Raw genomic sequence first — 14,687 nt, 5'->3', positions numbered from 1 at the left:
ATATAAGAGGACATAACGTGCTTACATTAGGCAAGCATAAATCAGGTAAGGCTAAGATTTTAGAATTATCTTTTTATTTAGGCTTAATATTTTTTACATATCTTGTAATAATTTCAGCTTTTGATTTGAAGTTTTTATACGTTATAGACCTTATTGTTTTATTTGAAAATATGTTTTTTAACTGGTTAGGGTTTATCTTGTTAAATATAAGTATTGTTTTATTTTCACTAGCGCTAGCCAGTTTTAAAGAAGCTTGGCGTATTGGTGTCGATAATCAAAAAACAAACCAATTAATTACGACTGGTATTTTCAAGTATACGAGAAATCCAACTTATATCGCAATTTTTTTGTTATTTGTCGGTTACTTCCTTACGTATGCTAACTTTTTCTTTTTAGGTAGTACCTTATTTATATTTTTTGCCTTTTTTCATCAAATAAAAAAGGAAGAACACTTACTAGAATCAATCTTTAAAGAAGACTATATTACTTATAAGAAACATACGAAAAGAATTGTTGGATATAAAAAATAAAATTATTCCAACAAAAACACCCTCTTTATTGTTTTATAATTGAAGGTGTCTATACTGTAGGATAGAGGTGGCACTGTGGACCATAAGAAACTTGACTATGCTGTACAAAAATTCAAACAAGGTGATGAAGCATATTTCGATATTATTTATGAGGAAACTAAAACGAAAGTTTACTATACAATTTTATCAATTGTTAAAGATCATTCATTAGCCGAAGATTTAATGCAGGAGACCTATTTAAAAATGATTGAAGCTTTACCAAAATATAAAAGAAAAAATCAATTTCCCGCTTGGATTGCTACTATAGCTAGAAATTTAGCAATCAACACCTTCAATAAACGTAAAAAAGAGCTATTAGTTGATATTGATGAAAGCGAATATATGTTTGGAAGTGAAGAGTCTCCTCAAGAAAATAGATACTACTTAGATAAATTATTAAATGTTTTGAATGACGATGAAAAACAAGTCGTAATACGCCATGTGATTTTAGATGAAAAGCATAAAGATATTGCTTTAGCATTAGATAAACCTCTAGGAACCATAACATGGATGTATCAAAATGCTTTAAAAAAATTAAAGAAAGCAGGTGAAGAAGATGCGTGATGATAAATTAAAAAGACACATTATTGAAATGGCTGAACAAGATGTTCCTAATGTTAAACACTTAATTAAAGCCGACCCAAGGTTTAAAGTGCCAACCCATGAAAAACGTTTTAATTTTGGGTATTTTAATCGTCGCCCATTACAACTTGCAAGTGCTTTATTCATATTAGTAATTGCGTTAGTGATTAGTTTAAACCAACTTCCTCAAACCATCGAAGCAAGTGCAACCGTCTATATAGACATTAATCCATCCTTAGAAATTGATATAGATGATGAAGACAACGTCATTACTATTCGTTCTAACAATGCACAAGCACTTGAAATGATCCCTTTACTTCAAAATTATAAAGGCAAAGCGATTGGGGATGTTATTGATCAAATCGTTGATTTAGCGATTAGCCTTAATTATTTAAATGCGGATAATCCTTATATAATGATTGATGTTGATAGTGAGCATAACTTAATTAGAAGTCATGTACTATCGGTTATTAATGAACGCATTCCTGAAATTGCACAAAATCGTTTACCAAACATGGAAGTAATTCCAGGTAATGCTAGAAACCAAGATGAATCTGAGGTTGATGAGGCTAGAAATAATCAAGTTAGCATTATGAAATATCGTCTCATTCAAGAAGTTTTATCCCATACAGATGCCTATACTAAAGAAGAATTAAACCAAATGTCTATCGGTGAATTAAGAAGAATTTTAATTAATGATAATTCTGGTGGCAATCCTGGTGATCATTTTAGACCATAAAAAAATACCTTTTCAAAAGGTATTTTTTTTTATAAGTAAGGGAATATTGCCTTCATCGTTTCTTCCCATAAGATTTCTTGGTAATTTAAATCATAAGCAATTGCTTTTATATCTAAGGGTTTGTTTTGATAAAAATAATTTTCATTTTCAATGACTTTATCATAAACCAACATATCATAAGTCGAAACAACTTCTTCTGGTTCAAATCCGTTTTTTGTGAACCATTTCCAAAATAGTGCATATAAAACTGAAGTGTCTTTAGTCCCAATTTCCGTACGTACTCTTCCGGGATGTACTGCATAAAAATTAATGGTTGAATCATCATAAACCTTATCAATGTAAAGTGTAAAAATAATATTATACAGTTTGGTTCTACAGTAAGAGCGGAATGGATGATATTTCTTTATAGCTTGTAAATCTTGTTCTGCAAAATTTGCTCGTTTATGCGCATCAGAACTGGTTGTAATGACGCGACCATTTTTTTTAATGATTAGTTCTTTTAATCTAATAGTAAAATATGCTACTGCTAAATGATTAACTTGATATTGCATTTCATAATCGTCAATCGTAAACTTTTTAGCTTTGGTTACGATGGCTGCATTGTTAATCAAAATATCTATGCCATCTTTATATAAGTTTTGCAAATTTTGTGTGGTTCGCTGCATATCACGAAAACTAGAAAAATCACAGGTCATCATCTTTACTTGATGATTTGGGTATTTTTCATTAAGTTCTTGTAAGACCAGATCTAATTTTTCTTTGTTTCTACTAATGCCAATAACGTGCTCATTCTTAGATGCAAAATGATGAATGAGTGCTTTTCCAATGCCGCTTGTAACCCCTGTAATAACGATGGTTTTTTGCATAGTTTCACCTCCATAAAGTCAAGTGTATTATATCATAAATTATGAACTTAACCTTTTAATAATCCTTCTTTTTTTGTATACTAAAATGGACTAACGTTAAAGGAGAATATCCATGGGAACAATTATTAATTTTTTTGCGATTATTGTTGCGTCAATATTAGGGGTTTTGTTTAAAAAAGGATTACCAGAAAAAATTCAAAAAGCCATTATGTTTGCACTCGGTATTGGCTTAAGTGTTTTAGCCATTGGTTGGTTTTTAAAGGATTTTCTCGTGATAGAAGATAACAAATTATTAACCCAAGGCGATTTACTGATTATCGTTTCATTAGTTATTGGGTCTTTATTTGGTGAATGGATTGATATTGATGACAAACTCAATCGTTTTGCGCATCACATTGAAAGAAAGTATAAACTACCGCCTTTAGCCAAGGGGTTTGTAAGCGGGACATTAATATTTTGTGTTGGGGCAATGGCAATACTTGGTTCCATTCAAGACGGGTTAACAGGAGACTACACAATATTAGTTGTTAAAAGTGCCCTCGACTTTGTGACCGCTATGTTACTTGCTGCAGTTCTTGGGATAGGCGTTTTATTTTCAGCCTTTAGCGTTTTAATCTATCAAGGAAGCATTACACTTCTAGCCATGGCGATTGGAGATTTCTTTACTGATGAAATTATAAGAAGTATTTCAATGGTTGGAAACATTTTACTTGTTGGTATAGGCCTTAACTTTATGGAGATAAAAAAAGTTAAAGTAGCTAACATGCTTCCAGCATTACTTATTCCAATTATCTACTTTGTTATTTTAAGTATTTTATAATAACTATATTGTCTATATAATAGCTTCTTTTATGCTATAATATAGGCATAAATGCTTTAATGAAGGTGATTAAATGAGCAATCGAATAAAGATTATAATCCTTTTAACAGTTATTGTATTATTAATTAGCTTGGCAACAGTAGGTTACATGGTTATTATGAATATTTCATTGATCGACGCTTTATATATGACTGTTATAACGATATCAACTGTTGGTTATACAGAAGTTGCCGAAATGAGTGATCAAGCTAAATTATTTTCTATCGCTGTCATTACGATTAGTGTAGGTACGATAGGTTACATTTTTTCAAATATATTTAGATTTTTTAGTGAAGGATTAGTAAAAGAAGCTTGGAGGGTTAAACGCATGCAAAAAGATATTGAATTATTGGAGAATCACTTTATTATTTGCGGTGCAGGAGAAACTGGTTATCATATTATTAAAGAGTTCAAAAATAATCGTGTTCCCTTTGTTGTAATCGATAATGATGAACTTACAATTCAGGAATTAATTACTGATAATGTGTTATATATAAAAGACGATGCTACACACGAAGATGCCTTGGAAAAAGCAAATATTAGTAAAGCCAAAGGATTAATTGCTACCTTATCAAAAGATGCCGATAATGTATTTGTTGTTTTAACTGCACGAGAAATGAACAAAAATCTCCATATCGTGGCAAGAGCTCATGAAGAAAACTCTTATAAAAAACTGAAACGTGCTGGGGCAGATAATACCGTCTCACCAAATGAAATCGGTGGTAAAAAAATGGCGGCAATGATGCTAAAACCTTCAATTTCACTTTTTATGGATAGCATCATTGATACAGGAAAAATTTCAATTGAAATTGAGGAAGTTCGTATTAATCAAACTTCTGACATTTGTAACAAAACTCTACAAAGTGCTAAGATATCTGAAAAAACAGGATTGATTGTTTTAGCGATTAGAAAAAATGATGAGTTTTTATTTAATCCTAAGGCAGATGAAATTTTAAAACCTGGCGATTATATGATTGTAGTTGGTGAAAAAGAGCAAATCGTTAATCTTCGTAAATTGGCTGCTTTGGAGTAATAGGAATATGATTACTTTTATTGAATATCCACCTTGTTCAACATGCAAAAAGGCAAAAAAGTGGTTGAATGATGAGTCTGTTAGTTTCATGGCCCGTCATATTGTTAATGATACACCTAGTTATGATGAATTAAAACAATGGATAAGTTATTCAAAGTTACCAATTAAAACTTTTTTTAACACAAGTGGTAATGTTTATAAAGCTCTTAATTTAAAGGATAAGTTAGATAATATGGACGATGATGAAAAAATATTACTCTTAAGCCAAAATGGTATGCTTATAAAACGACCAATTCTCGTTGATCAAACACATGTAATCGTTGGGTACAGTGAAGAAAAATATAGTAAATATTTTAAAAAGGCGTAAGCCTTTTTTTCTTTATATACGGCCAATCAAGCTTGTTTTTTATCTCTATAATTTTCAATTTTCGCTCTATATTAGAATATAACTTAAAAAAAGCTTTATTTTTCAAATAAAAGTAATAAAAAAACACTCCCTATGAAGTGTTCAATGTTAAAATGATGGTGCCGCTTGCTGGACTCGAACCAGCAACCTCTTCCTTACCATGGAATTGCTCTACCGATTGGAGCTAAAGCGGCACAGTAGAATAAAAAACTCTACAACATTTTAACATATTTTATTTTTTCTGCAAAGTCTTTTAAGCATTTTTTTTAAAGCTTCACATAGACTTTATCTTCTTCTACTTTTACTTCATATGTTTTTGCATTTTTAGTAGGTAATTTTAAGAATAATACTTTCGCTTTTTCTTCAATATTTCCATTTGTCACATTAATTTGTGCGCCATGTTTTGCACACGTTACAATACCATCTTCAAGATGACCTTTCTCAAGTGATGCGCCCATATGGGGGCACTTATCTGAAATGGCATAGACTTTTCTATCAAAATACGTTAATAATATGGGATTGTTATCTAAAACAATACGGATTTTAAATTCTTTTTCTAATGCTTTAAGTGATGCGACCTCTTTAAATTCCATAAATATCCCTCCTATTCCATATTATAACACTTGTTTTACAGATAAAACCAATTTAACTTGAAAAATCAGGGACTTTTGATAGAATATTTATACATCTATTTTTATGAAAGGAAGTTTTACGATGTTTAGACTTAAATTTAATAACGAAGAAAAGACTTTTGAAGATAAAGTCAAACTGCTAGACTTAATTGATGATCCTAATCGTCAATATTTTTTAGCTTTAGTTAACAACCGTTTACGTGAATTAACTTATGAAATTGATTATAACGCTACGATTGAATTTTTAGATACCAAAAATTATGAAGCAATTTTCACTTATGAAGCAGGCATACGTTTTTTACTAGCCATGGCTTTTTATAATCTTTATCCTGATTTTAAGTTCAAACTAAATTACAGTGTATCAAGAACAACTTTTTGCCGCGTCTTAAATGTCGATGATACTAAATCTGTACGAGATATTGTAGAAAATTTAAAAGCTGAAATGAACCGATTAATCGAACTTGATTTACCGATTAAGCGGTTAGAAGTATCTAAAGCTAAAGCCCTTGAATTTTATCAAAAACATGATTATACTGATAAAATTGATATTCTTGAATATCGTCCTGAAGAAACGGTCCATTTCTACACTTGTGATGGGTATCAAAACTATATGTATAACTTAATGGTTCCATCTACAGGTTACATTCAAAAGTTTGATTTAAAAGTTTACCCACCTGGTTTTTTAATTCAGTATCCTAGAGCTGAGGCAGATGGGGAAATTCCTCCTTTTGAAGATGCACCCATATATGGTAGAACCTTACGTGATGCGAATCGTTGGGCAGAACTTATAGATGCAAACACCATCCATAAAATGAATGAACAAGCTTCTAAAAAAAGCATGGTTGAATTTGTTCATATGTGCGAATCAAAACATAATCAAATGATTGCAGAAATTGGGAAAAAAGTGCTTGATGATATTGATAACATTCGTTTAATTGCTATCGCTGGACCATCATCAAGTGGTAAAACAACTTTTTCTACAAGGTTACGTATTGAGTTAATGTCATTAGGATTAAAACCTGTAATGATTTCACTAGATGATTATTATTTAGACCGTGAACATATTCAGCCTGATGAAGACGGTAATATTGATTTAGAACATATTAATACTTTAGATATCGACTTATTTAACCGAAATATGCTTGATTTGATTGATGGCAAAGAAGTTGAAATTCCTCACTTTGATTTTATGACTAAAAAACGTAGTGGATACAAAAAATTACGTGTTACAGATAAAAACCCTATTATCATTGAAGGGATTCACGCATTAAATGAAACCTTAACTTCTCTCATTCCAAAACACCAAAAATACAAGGTTTTTATTAGTCCACAGCTTCAAATTAATATTGATCATCATAACCCAATTAGTATTACTAATTTAAGATTGTTACGTCGTATTGTACGTGATAAAAAGTTTAGAAACTCACCTGCTAGTAAAACCATTTCTATGTGGCAAAGTGTTAGAAACGGTGAATTTAAGTGGATTTATCCACATCAAGAAGGCGCAGATTATATATTCAATAGTGGTCTAGCGTATGAGCTTAATGTCATGAAAAAATATGCATTAGATACTTTAATAGAGATTCCAAGAGAAAGTGAACATTTTATTACTGCTAACCGATTAATTAAGTTTTTAAAGTATTTTGTAGATATTGATGATTATGTTGTTCCATGTAGTTCTTTACTTAGAGAATTTATTGGTGGTTCATGCTTTGAGGTCTAAAATAAAAGGAAATTTCAATTTGAAATTTCCTTTTATTATTATTTGCTTTTTAAATATTTTAAAAGTGCTTCCTGATAAACTGGAGTTGTTTCTTTTTTCATAATATAGAGATCTTTATCCGCACGCTTTAATACTGCTTCAAAGGATTCGTTAGCGTTTCTGATTGCAACACCAATTGAGGCACTAATTGTTTTTTCAATGTCTTTATGATGAATAGCTTTTAATATTTTTTCTTTGATTTCTTGTAGTCTTTTTAAATTTGAATGATGATCTATAATAATAAATTCATCACCACCAAATCTTGTGATGGTCATCTTTTCCTCTTTGAAAAGATTGCTTAACGTGCTTGAAAACTTGATGAGTAATTGATCCCCAGCTTTATGTCCTAAATAATCGTTTGTAAGCTTTAAGCCATTTAAATCAAGCGTAATAATGCCAAAATTAGGAAAAGTTTCTTCAAAATTATCAATATTTTCTTCAATATAATTTCTATTATATAAGTGTGTCATTTGGTCAAAGTTTCTTAAATAATTTAAAGAATCAACTAAGGCCATTAATCTTGTTTCGTTGTAGAGTAAGATTAAGGTTCCTTTCGGTTTAAATCCAGGTATTTTGAACTCCTTGTTAACTGTATACAAATAGGTTTTGTCTTTTTGAAACGGATCATCTTTTACAAGTTCAAATGTTTTATAAAGGATAGCTTGTTGGTGAAGTGCTGCCATCAATAGATCTAAACGTTCTAACTCTTCACTCGTAAACGTGAATTTTTTAGGTAAATCTGCAGAGTATTCAACAATGTTTCCAAACTCATCACTGATGATATACATTTCTCGTAATGAATTAATTAAGACTTTTCGACTACTTGAAAGTAGCGCAAACCTAAAATCTTTCCTGAAAATAATAATGTATAAAAAGAATGTAAATACAACAAAAAATAAATACGTTGGATCAATATAAAATTGATAGAAAAATACATGAATTATATTAAAGGTAAACCCAATTATTATACTGGATAACACTAAGAAAAACGGTACGATTGTTGGGGTGTTTTCAGTAGGTTTTCTTAAATGGAAAAGTAATTTTAATATTACGACTAAAATGATTAGATAACTTACATAGGTATGGATATAGAAAAATAATCCACTTTCAGATGCAAATAACTCTACTTTTGTACTTGCATCGCTTGGACCTAACTTAATGAATAGGTAATGAAACGGGTTCGTGATGGCTATAATAAAGTTAACTACGAAAAAGCCTATTGCTGAAATTTGAATGATTTTCGGGGTTTTCTTGTTCACAAAACTTTGAATTGTTTCAAGTCCAAAGTAAGAGGTTAAAAATAAATTTGGGTAAACTAACAAACTTATGAAATAAACGATTTGCATATTTTCCATTAGATGAATTAAGAAGGATAAAATTGTCCATACAAAAATCCCAGTCGCAAAATACCTTAAGTATTTATAGCGCTTGTAACTTTTGTATTGATATAACCTTATCACTGGAACTAAAGATAAAAATCCTATTGCCACAAAAAATGGCCATCTTAAATATTCCATATTTCACCTCTTTATTTATTGCCTTATAAATACAAGTGTATTTTCTGTTGAATGTTCTAAACTATATTTATACCCTTCATCATCAAATGTTTTCATCGTTGAAGGATGTACTATTTGATTTTCAGCTAAAAATCTTACAAATAATCCTCTGATTTTTTTAACTTCCATTGAGGGGGCTGTCAGTTTTCCATTTTTTAATATATAAAACTCAATGGTTAATATATTTAGGTCTTTATGTAATATAATCCCATATTCTTTAGAAGTCAAGTTAATAATCAATTGATCTTTTAAATACGTCGAAATAATCTCTTGCCAATAAATATTAAGCACTAATTTGTTTAGCTTTAAAGCCATTGGTAGTCGGTAAAATGCAATTTTATCAAACGGTCTAAGTAATCCATAAAGACCACTAACAATCATTAAATGTTCATCTAGATAGTTAAGGCTAGTATTATCTAGTTCATGAGCATTTAATGCTTTAAACTGTGCACCAGTATAACTAAATAAAGCAGCATTTTCTTCTTTAAACTGTGCATAGCGGTCAAAATTTGTTAAAGCAAGTTTATCGTTGACTTTTAAGAGTTGTTGTAAACTTTTTAAATCATATGATTTTAAGATATGAAGCAATTTATTTTTCTCTTGTTTGAATAATAATTGCCGTTTTTTAGGCATTACATTACTTTTACTCATAGTTTTTGATGGTGAAATTAAAATCTTCATAGTAACCTCCACTGACAACTAATAATATCATAAAAAAAGCACAGTGTGAACTATGCTTTTATTTAAAGCGCTCTAAGTAGGCTCCATACCCTTCTTCTTCTAACTTCTTTTTAGGAATAAACCTTAAGGCTGCAGAATTAATACAATAGCGTAATCCGCCCTTGTCAGATGGCCCATCAGTAAATACATGACCTAAATGTGAATCAGCAAAGACACTTCTAACTTCAGTTCTTCTCATGCCGTAACGTGTATCAAACTTTTCCTTGACCACTTCAATCGGTTTAGTAAAACTAGGCCATCCACACCCTGCATCATATTGGTCAAGCGTTGAAAATAAAGGTTCGCCTGAAACAATATCTACATAGATGCCTTCTTCTTTATTGTTATAAAATTCATTATTAAAAGGCGGTTCAGTGCCTTCTTCTTGAGTCACGTTAAATTGAAGGGGTGTCAGTCTTTTCTTTAGTGTTGAAATATCTTCTTTTTTATAGCTTTTCATTTTATCACCTCTATGTAAATCGTAGCACAATCTGTGTCATAATGCTTAAATAACGCTACTTTGATATGAGGTGTTTTAAAATCAAACCACCGATTTACAAATGATAAAGAAATATGATTACCTAAAATGGTTCTTACTCTAAATAAGCACTTATCATTACCGTGTGTACTTACAGTTTTATGGGGTTTAGTTTAGAGTTATTTAATTACTAGATGTCACTTTTTAATGATTTGTAACTGATAATGAATAGCTTTATAGGTATAGCTGTCCTTAATGATAATCTCGTAGTCGTGTTCAAATATAATTGAATCAATTACACTCATTAATATGATACAAGAAGTTTGCTGTTGCATTATATGTTTGAGTTCTGAAACTGCCTTGTCTTTATTTAGATTTAAAGCGATAATCCCATCAAATTGGATGTTCTTTATTTTATCCATCATCACATAGGCATGAACTTCTTCTTTACTAAGTAACTGCTCTATTTGATGATGGTTTAATAAAGCAATCGTTTTTGCTTGATCAAGTCTAAGCAATCTTAATAATTGTCCATCAAAAGATGGATTTATATCTAAGATATGATTGGTTTCATTTTTAAAATATTGGATGGCTTGATCAATGACTTTTATGTTTGTAGATAAAGATGATTCTAAACTCAATGGATTGTTCATTATCTGTTCAAAGAAACGCTCAGTTTCTTTATTTTTCATAAAATACTCCCTTCTTATAGCTTGGGTGGGATTCTATGTTTGGTTTGTTTTTCATAGATATAGCCAATACTAAATAGTGTTTCTTCTTTAAACGCTTTACCAATGAAGAGTAAGTTTATTGGTCTTTCATCTTTTAAAGGTTTAGCAGGAACACTTAATACTGGAATACCACCAACTGCGGGATAACCTGATATTTTAGTCATGACAATGACATCTACATCAAGCGTGTCGTAAAGATCTATAAAGGTATTAATTTCTTTCATTTGATTTTGTCTTGAGGTTAAATACTCTGGTTCTTTTAATGTTGCTGATGTGGCTTCAGATGCATGAAAGATACGTTGTCCATAACGAAGTCTTAATGATGGTTTTTCTAGATTATATCTTACTAAATCATTTAAGGTTTGAATGGGTGAGTGCGATCTTATAGTAGATAAAAAGACGTTAAAATCACGCTTAAATTCGTATTTCATTGAGTCTAAGTTAGAGGGCAGTTTGTAGGCAAAATCAATAGGTTTACAAGTTGCACCAGCAGCCTCGAAAATATGTTGTGCTTGTTCTAATATTTTATTTTCTTCTTCATCATTTTTATAGTTATTAAACTCAAGAATACCCACTTTTAAGCCTTTGATTCCCTTTGTACAAGCTTTTAAATAATTCGTTTCTTGTTCAGGGATTCGTTTAGTAAAAAGATCATTTGAATCCATCCCTTTAATAATATCTAAAACAATCGCCGCATCTGTTACGTTTTTTGACATTGGCCCTGCGGTATCTTGCATCACTGTGATTGGAATAATGCCGTGTCTAGAGACTAATCCAACCGTTGGTTTAATGGTCACAACACTATTCGCTTGGGCAGGTGATGTAAGTGACCCATTTGTTTCAGTCCCAATTGAAACTGGCGCATAATCTGCAGCTACTCCAACGGCTGAACCCGTACTAGATCCAAGGGGATCGATAGCTGTGTTGTATGGATGTTTGACTTGTTTATGTAAAGAACCATATCCAGATGGCATATTGCCAAAAGAAACAAAATAAGCAAATTCACTACAGTTAGCTTTACCTAAAATAATCGCACCCGCTTTTCTTAACTTTTTAATCATTAATCCTTCATAAGGTGCATAAAAATCTTTGAACACAAGCGCATTCGCCGTGGTTCTTAAATGATCCTTTGTTAAAATATTATCTTTAATTAAAATAGGAATCCCGTGTAATAAAGAACGAGGTCCTTTTTGAATTCTTTCCTGATCTAATATTTCTGCTTCTACTAATGCCGTGTGATTTAAATCGGCTATAGCATTTAGCTTAGGTTCATAAAGTTTAATTCTATTAAGATAATATTCCACAAGTTCTACCGACGTGAGCGATTGATTATTTAGTGATGCTTGTAAATCTAATATTGTTTTTTTTTCCATACGAACACCTCTTAGTTTAACCTTAGTTTTGCTTGAAATTTTCTAGTAACAGTTGATAGATATCTGGCTGATATCTCGCAATGTTCAGGGGTTTTAAATCTTTATCTAACCAAGCCAGTAATGTTTCTCCTTGGTTAACAAGCTCATCTTGATCGTTATAGAGTTCATAACCAAATATTAATTTCACTTTTGTCATGGCTTTAATAAAGGTATGTAACTTATACGTTTTTCCAAAAACGGTTGGCCTCATGTACTTAACATTTAACTCTATTAAAGCTTGATACATATTTCTTTCTTCTATTTTGTGAAAAGGAAATCCTATATCATCACAAAATTTTACGCGTCCAAGTTCATACCAAACAGGATAAACTGAGTGATGTATAATACCCATTTTATCTGTTTCTTGATAGCGGGGATTAATCGTGCATATAGAACGCATAATACACCTCCTTTTTAAAAGTCAAAGTCCTCATCATCGTTTTTAACAAATGAACGCATTTTATCTTTCCATTGCATTTTATTCATGTTAATAAATGTATTTTTGTTTGGGAAGAATAAGTTGTTAATGATTGGAATTAAAAAGAAAATAATCCAACCTGGGTGCCAAAAGGATTCACCTATTAATTGTAATGATTCAGGAAACCATGCTCTAGGATACATGATACCTATAGCAACATAAATAATTGTAACAGACACAGTAACCATTTTTCTTGCATCAATTTTACCGTTAAAAATCATATCAGAAAGTGGTATTAAGAAAAAAACTACCCAACCTGGGTGAAAAGCATTGAATCCAAACCCAAGCCATAAAAAAATAGCTAAAGCAATCAATGGCATTGCTTGATGAATTCTTCTTGCATAATCATGACTAAGTAATATCCATGATAGAGGAATAAGTAAAATGAAACTTGCACCTAATCTCCAATTATCAACTACAAATCCACTAAATAGTAATAAAAATAAAACAATAAGTGGCATAGTGGTTACGATTCTTTGACGCATAAATTTAGTCCTCCTATAGTTAAATATATTATCATTATAAATAGAAAAAGCCTTAAATACAAGGCTATTCGTGTTTATAAATCAAGAGATTGTATGGTGCTTTATATCTATTTATAAATTGATATTTTAACACGGTGTAAGATTTACTTGGCAACTGATTTACCCATGATTCGATTAAATGTGCCTCAAATGCTCCTTCAGGGTGTCCTGTGTAAAGTGTGATACTTATTAGTCCCCCATTTACAAGTAAGTCTAACGCTAATTTTAAGGCTTCTAGGGTGGTTTCTTTTTGGGTTGTAATGCTTGCATCTTCACCGGGTAAATAGCCTAGATTAAAAACACATACTTTGATAGGATGCATTACATGCTGTTTAAGGTTGGTGTGGGAATCATTAATAAGTTTTACGTGATGAATATTTTCTTTTGTTAATCTTTTATGCGTTTTTTTAATGGCTTTTTCTTGGATATCAAACGCGTAAACATGATTGCAAAGTTTCGCCAAAAACAACGTGTCATGACCGTTTCCGGCTGTCATATCAACCGCAACATCATCATTTGATAAACATGATGCAATACTATCATGTACAAAAGGGATTAATCTTTTAAACATAATATACTCCTTTTTATATCTTTATTTCAAGGGCAACCGGGCAATGATCGCTGCCAGTTACTTCCGTTAATATTTGACTGTCTACTACAGTATTCATCAATCGATTTGAAACAACAAAGTAATCAATTCTCCAGCCAATATTTTTCATTCTTGATTGAAACATATAACTCCACCAAGAATATTTAATAACATCTGGATATAATGTTCTAAAGGTATCGCTAAATCCTGCACTTAACAGTTCAGTGAATTTTGATCGTTCTTCGACTGTAAATCCAGCGTTTTGTTCGTTTGATTTAGGATTCTTTAAATCAATTTCTTGATGGGCGACATTTAAATCGCCACATAAAATAACCGGTTTATGGTGATCAAGTTTGGTTAAGTATGTTCTAAATTCATCTTCAAACTGCATTCGGTAATGTAGTCTTGTTAGTCCACGCTGTGCATTGGGTACATAGACTGTCACAAAATAGTAATTTTTAAATTCAAGCGTAATAATACGTCCTTCATCATTGTAAGCATCACCATCTATACCATAAGTAACTGATAGAGGTTTTACTTTTGATAAAACCAATGTTCCAGAGTAACCTGGTTTAATCGCACTATTCCAATATTCATGATAACCTTCAAAGGTAAAAGTAGCTTGTTCAGGTTTCATTTTAGTTTCTTGAATGGCTAATATGTCAGGATTTGCTTCTTCTAAAAAGATTTTAAAGCCTTTGTTTACGCAAGCTCTAAGCCCATTAACATTCCAACTAATTAATTTCATTTA

17 protein-coding genes, 1 tRNA gene and 1 pseudogene are annotated in these 14,687 nt (G+C 31.1%); 7 read left to right on the top strand and 12 right to left on the bottom strand.

Going from position 1 to position 14,687, the window contains the following annotated elements; genetic code table 11:
* The first annotated feature begins 17 nt into the window (after positions 1-17).
* From ACHAJD_RS06655 to ACHAJD_RS06645, 3 genes are all read left to right on the top strand, one after another.
* On the top strand, positions 18-530 hold the full coding sequence (locus tag ACHAJD_RS06655; RefSeq protein ID WP_435585076.1) for a methyltransferase family protein: 513 nt from the start codon (positions 18-20) through the stop codon (positions 528-530).
* 75 nt (positions 531-605) lie between these two features.
* Positions 606-1,133, top strand: a complete 528-nt coding sequence (locus tag ACHAJD_RS06650) for an RNA polymerase sigma factor (RefSeq protein ID WP_435585075.1) — start codon at positions 606-608, stop codon at positions 1,131-1,133.
* Entirely contained in the window at positions 1,126-1,890 is a 765-nt protein-coding gene (locus ACHAJD_RS06645) for an anti-sigma-I factor RsgI family protein (protein ID WP_435585074.1), read from the top strand. The genes ACHAJD_RS06650 and ACHAJD_RS06645 overlap by 8 nt, the downstream gene beginning before the upstream one ends.
* Positions 1,891-1,919: 29 nt before the next feature.
* Here ACHAJD_RS06645 and ACHAJD_RS06640 read toward each other — a convergent pair whose 3' ends face one another.
* Positions 1,920-2,756 (bottom strand): SDR family NAD(P)-dependent oxidoreductase, encoded by an 837-nt coding sequence (locus tag ACHAJD_RS06640; RefSeq protein ID WP_435585073.1) that lies wholly within the window; start codon positions 2,754-2,756, stop codon positions 1,920-1,922.
* Between the two features lie 112 nt (positions 2,757-2,868).
* Here ACHAJD_RS06640 and ACHAJD_RS06635 point away from each other — a divergent pair, with 112 nt between their 5' ends.
* The 3 genes from ACHAJD_RS06635 (at position 2,869) to ACHAJD_RS06625 (ending at position 5,015) form a co-directional block, all read left to right on the top strand.
* Complete coding sequence (locus tag ACHAJD_RS06635) at positions 2,869-3,576, top strand: DUF554 domain-containing protein (protein ID WP_435585072.1); 708 nt, start codon at positions 2,869-2,871, stop codon at positions 3,574-3,576.
* A gap of 73 nt (positions 3,577-3,649) precedes the next feature.
* Positions 3,650-4,648 carry a potassium channel family protein gene (locus ACHAJD_RS06630; RefSeq protein WP_435585071.1) on the top strand — a complete coding sequence of 333 codons (999 nt, stop codon included), beginning with the start codon at positions 3,650-3,652 and terminating at the stop codon, positions 4,646-4,648.
* A 7-nt stretch (positions 4,649-4,655) separates the two neighbouring features.
* Positions 4,656-5,015 carry an arsenate reductase family protein gene (locus tag ACHAJD_RS06625; RefSeq protein ID WP_435585070.1) on the top strand — a complete coding sequence of 120 codons (360 nt, stop codon included), beginning with the start codon at positions 4,656-4,658 and terminating at the stop codon, positions 5,013-5,015.
* A gap of 156 nt (positions 5,016-5,171) precedes the next feature.
* Here ACHAJD_RS06625 and ACHAJD_RS06620 read toward each other — a convergent pair.
* Positions 5,172-5,248, bottom strand: a tRNA-Thr gene (locus ACHAJD_RS06620).
* Positions 5,249-5,320: 72 nt separating this feature from the next.
* On the bottom strand, positions 5,321-5,647 hold the full coding sequence (locus tag ACHAJD_RS06615) for a Rieske (2Fe-2S) protein (RefSeq protein WP_435585069.1): 327 nt from the start codon (positions 5,645-5,647) through the stop codon (positions 5,321-5,323).
* A 121-nt stretch (positions 5,648-5,768) separates the two neighbouring features.
* Here ACHAJD_RS06615 and ACHAJD_RS06610 point away from each other — a divergent pair, with 121 nt between their 5' ends.
* On the top strand, positions 5,769-7,409 hold the full coding sequence (locus tag ACHAJD_RS06610; RefSeq protein ID WP_435585068.1) for a nucleoside kinase: 1,641 nt from the start codon (positions 5,769-5,771) through the stop codon (positions 7,407-7,409).
* Positions 7,410-7,447: 38 nt separating this feature from the next.
* On the opposite strand, the gene ACHAJD_RS06605 is transcribed toward ACHAJD_RS06610, so the two are convergent.
* From ACHAJD_RS06605 to ACHAJD_RS06565, 9 genes and pseudogenes are all read right to left on the bottom strand, one after another.
* On the bottom strand, positions 7,448-8,965 hold the full coding sequence (locus ACHAJD_RS06605; RefSeq protein WP_435585067.1) for a GGDEF domain-containing protein: 1,518 nt from the start codon (positions 8,963-8,965) through the stop codon (positions 7,448-7,450).
* A gap of 15 nt (positions 8,966-8,980) precedes the next feature.
* Entirely contained in the window at positions 8,981-9,685 is a 705-nt protein-coding gene (locus ACHAJD_RS06600; protein WP_435585066.1) for a YaaA family protein, read from the bottom strand.
* A 58-nt stretch (positions 9,686-9,743) separates the two neighbouring features.
* Positions 9,744-10,178, bottom strand: a pseudogene (gene msrB / locus ACHAJD_RS06595) (peptide-methionine (R)-S-oxide reductase MsrB); the annotation flags it as partial.
* A 221-nt stretch (positions 10,179-10,399) separates the two neighbouring features.
* Positions 10,400-10,894, bottom strand: a complete 495-nt coding sequence (locus ACHAJD_RS06590) for a hypothetical protein (RefSeq protein ID WP_435585065.1) — start codon at positions 10,892-10,894, stop codon at positions 10,400-10,402.
* 14 nt (positions 10,895-10,908) lie between these two features.
* A complete protein-coding gene (locus tag ACHAJD_RS06585; RefSeq protein ID WP_435585064.1) occupies positions 10,909-12,306 on the bottom strand; it encodes an amidase family protein in 1,398 nt (465 codons plus the stop codon).
* Positions 12,307-12,328: 22 nt separating this feature from the next.
* Positions 12,329-12,745, bottom strand: a complete 417-nt coding sequence (locus ACHAJD_RS06580; protein ID WP_435585063.1) for an acyl-CoA thioesterase — start codon at positions 12,743-12,745, stop codon at positions 12,329-12,331.
* A gap of 14 nt (positions 12,746-12,759) precedes the next feature.
* A complete protein-coding gene (locus ACHAJD_RS06575; RefSeq protein WP_435585062.1) occupies positions 12,760-13,308 on the bottom strand; it encodes a hypothetical protein in 549 nt (182 codons plus the stop codon).
* A 64-nt stretch (positions 13,309-13,372) separates the two neighbouring features.
* Positions 13,373-13,918, bottom strand: a complete 546-nt coding sequence (gene mnmM / locus ACHAJD_RS06570) for a tRNA 5-(aminomethyl)-2-thiouridylate-methyltransferase MnmM (RefSeq protein WP_435585061.1) — start codon at positions 13,916-13,918, stop codon at positions 13,373-13,375.
* A 13-nt stretch (positions 13,919-13,931) separates the two neighbouring features.
* Complete coding sequence (locus tag ACHAJD_RS06565; protein WP_435585092.1) at positions 13,932-14,684, bottom strand: exodeoxyribonuclease III; 753 nt, start codon at positions 14,682-14,684, stop codon at positions 13,932-13,934.
* Between the last annotated feature and the right edge of the window lie 3 nt (positions 14,685-14,687).

This window comes from Liberiplasma polymorphum (genome assembly GCF_043951795.1).
Taxonomy (GTDB): domain Bacteria; phylum Bacillota_I; class Bacilli_A; order Izemoplasmatales; family Izemoplasmataceae; genus Liberiplasma; species Liberiplasma polymorphum.
Note: the sequence above shows the minus strand (reverse complement) of the source record. Positions and strands in the feature narration are given on the sequence as shown.

Excerpts from the sequence above, each read along its gene's own strand:
- ACHAJD_RS06645 (WP_435585074.1), top strand. The coding sequence starts at position 1,126 with ATGCGTGATGATAAATTAAAAAGACACATTATTGAAATGGCTGAACAA.
- ACHAJD_RS06640 (WP_435585073.1), bottom strand. The coding sequence starts at position 2,756 with ATGCAAAAAACCATCGTTATTACAGGGGTTACAAGCGGCATTGGAAAA.
- ACHAJD_RS06635 (WP_435585072.1), top strand. The coding sequence starts at position 2,869 with ATGGGAACAATTATTAATTTTTTTGCGATTATTGTTGCGTCAATATTA.
- ACHAJD_RS06630 (WP_435585071.1), top strand. The coding sequence starts at position 3,650 with ATGAGCAATCGAATAAAGATTATAATCCTTTTAACAGTTATTGTATTA.
- ACHAJD_RS06625 (WP_435585070.1), top strand. The coding sequence starts at position 4,656 with ATGATTACTTTTATTGAATATCCACCTTGTTCAACATGCAAAAAGGCA.
- ACHAJD_RS06615 (WP_435585069.1), bottom strand. The coding sequence starts at position 5,647 with ATGGAATTTAAAGAGGTCGCATCACTTAAAGCATTAGAAAAAGAATTT.
- ACHAJD_RS06610 (WP_435585068.1), top strand. The coding sequence starts at position 5,769 with ATGTTTAGACTTAAATTTAATAACGAAGAAAAGACTTTTGAAGATAAA.
- ACHAJD_RS06605 (WP_435585067.1), bottom strand. The coding sequence starts at position 8,965 with ATGGAATATTTAAGATGGCCATTTTTTGTGGCAATAGGATTTTTATCT.
- ACHAJD_RS06600 (WP_435585066.1), bottom strand. The coding sequence starts at position 9,685 with ATGAAGATTTTAATTTCACCATCAAAAACTATGAGTAAAAGTAATGTA.
- ACHAJD_RS06590 (WP_435585065.1), bottom strand. The coding sequence starts at position 10,894 with ATGAAAAATAAAGAAACTGAGCGTTTCTTTGAACAGATAATGAACAAT.
- ACHAJD_RS06585 (WP_435585064.1), bottom strand. The coding sequence starts at position 12,306 with ATGGAAAAAAAAACAATATTAGATTTACAAGCATCACTAAATAATCAA.
- ACHAJD_RS06580 (WP_435585063.1), bottom strand. The coding sequence starts at position 12,745 with ATGCGTTCTATATGCACGATTAATCCCCGCTATCAAGAAACAGATAAA.
- ACHAJD_RS06575 (WP_435585062.1), bottom strand. The coding sequence starts at position 13,308 with ATGCGTCAAAGAATCGTAACCACTATGCCACTTATTGTTTTATTTTTA.
- mnmM (WP_435585061.1), bottom strand. The coding sequence starts at position 13,918 with ATGTTTAAAAGATTAATCCCTTTTGTACATGATAGTATTGCATCATGT.
- ACHAJD_RS06565 (WP_435585092.1), bottom strand. The coding sequence starts at position 14,684 with ATGAAATTAATTAGTTGGAATGTTAATGGGCTTAGAGCTTGCGTAAAC.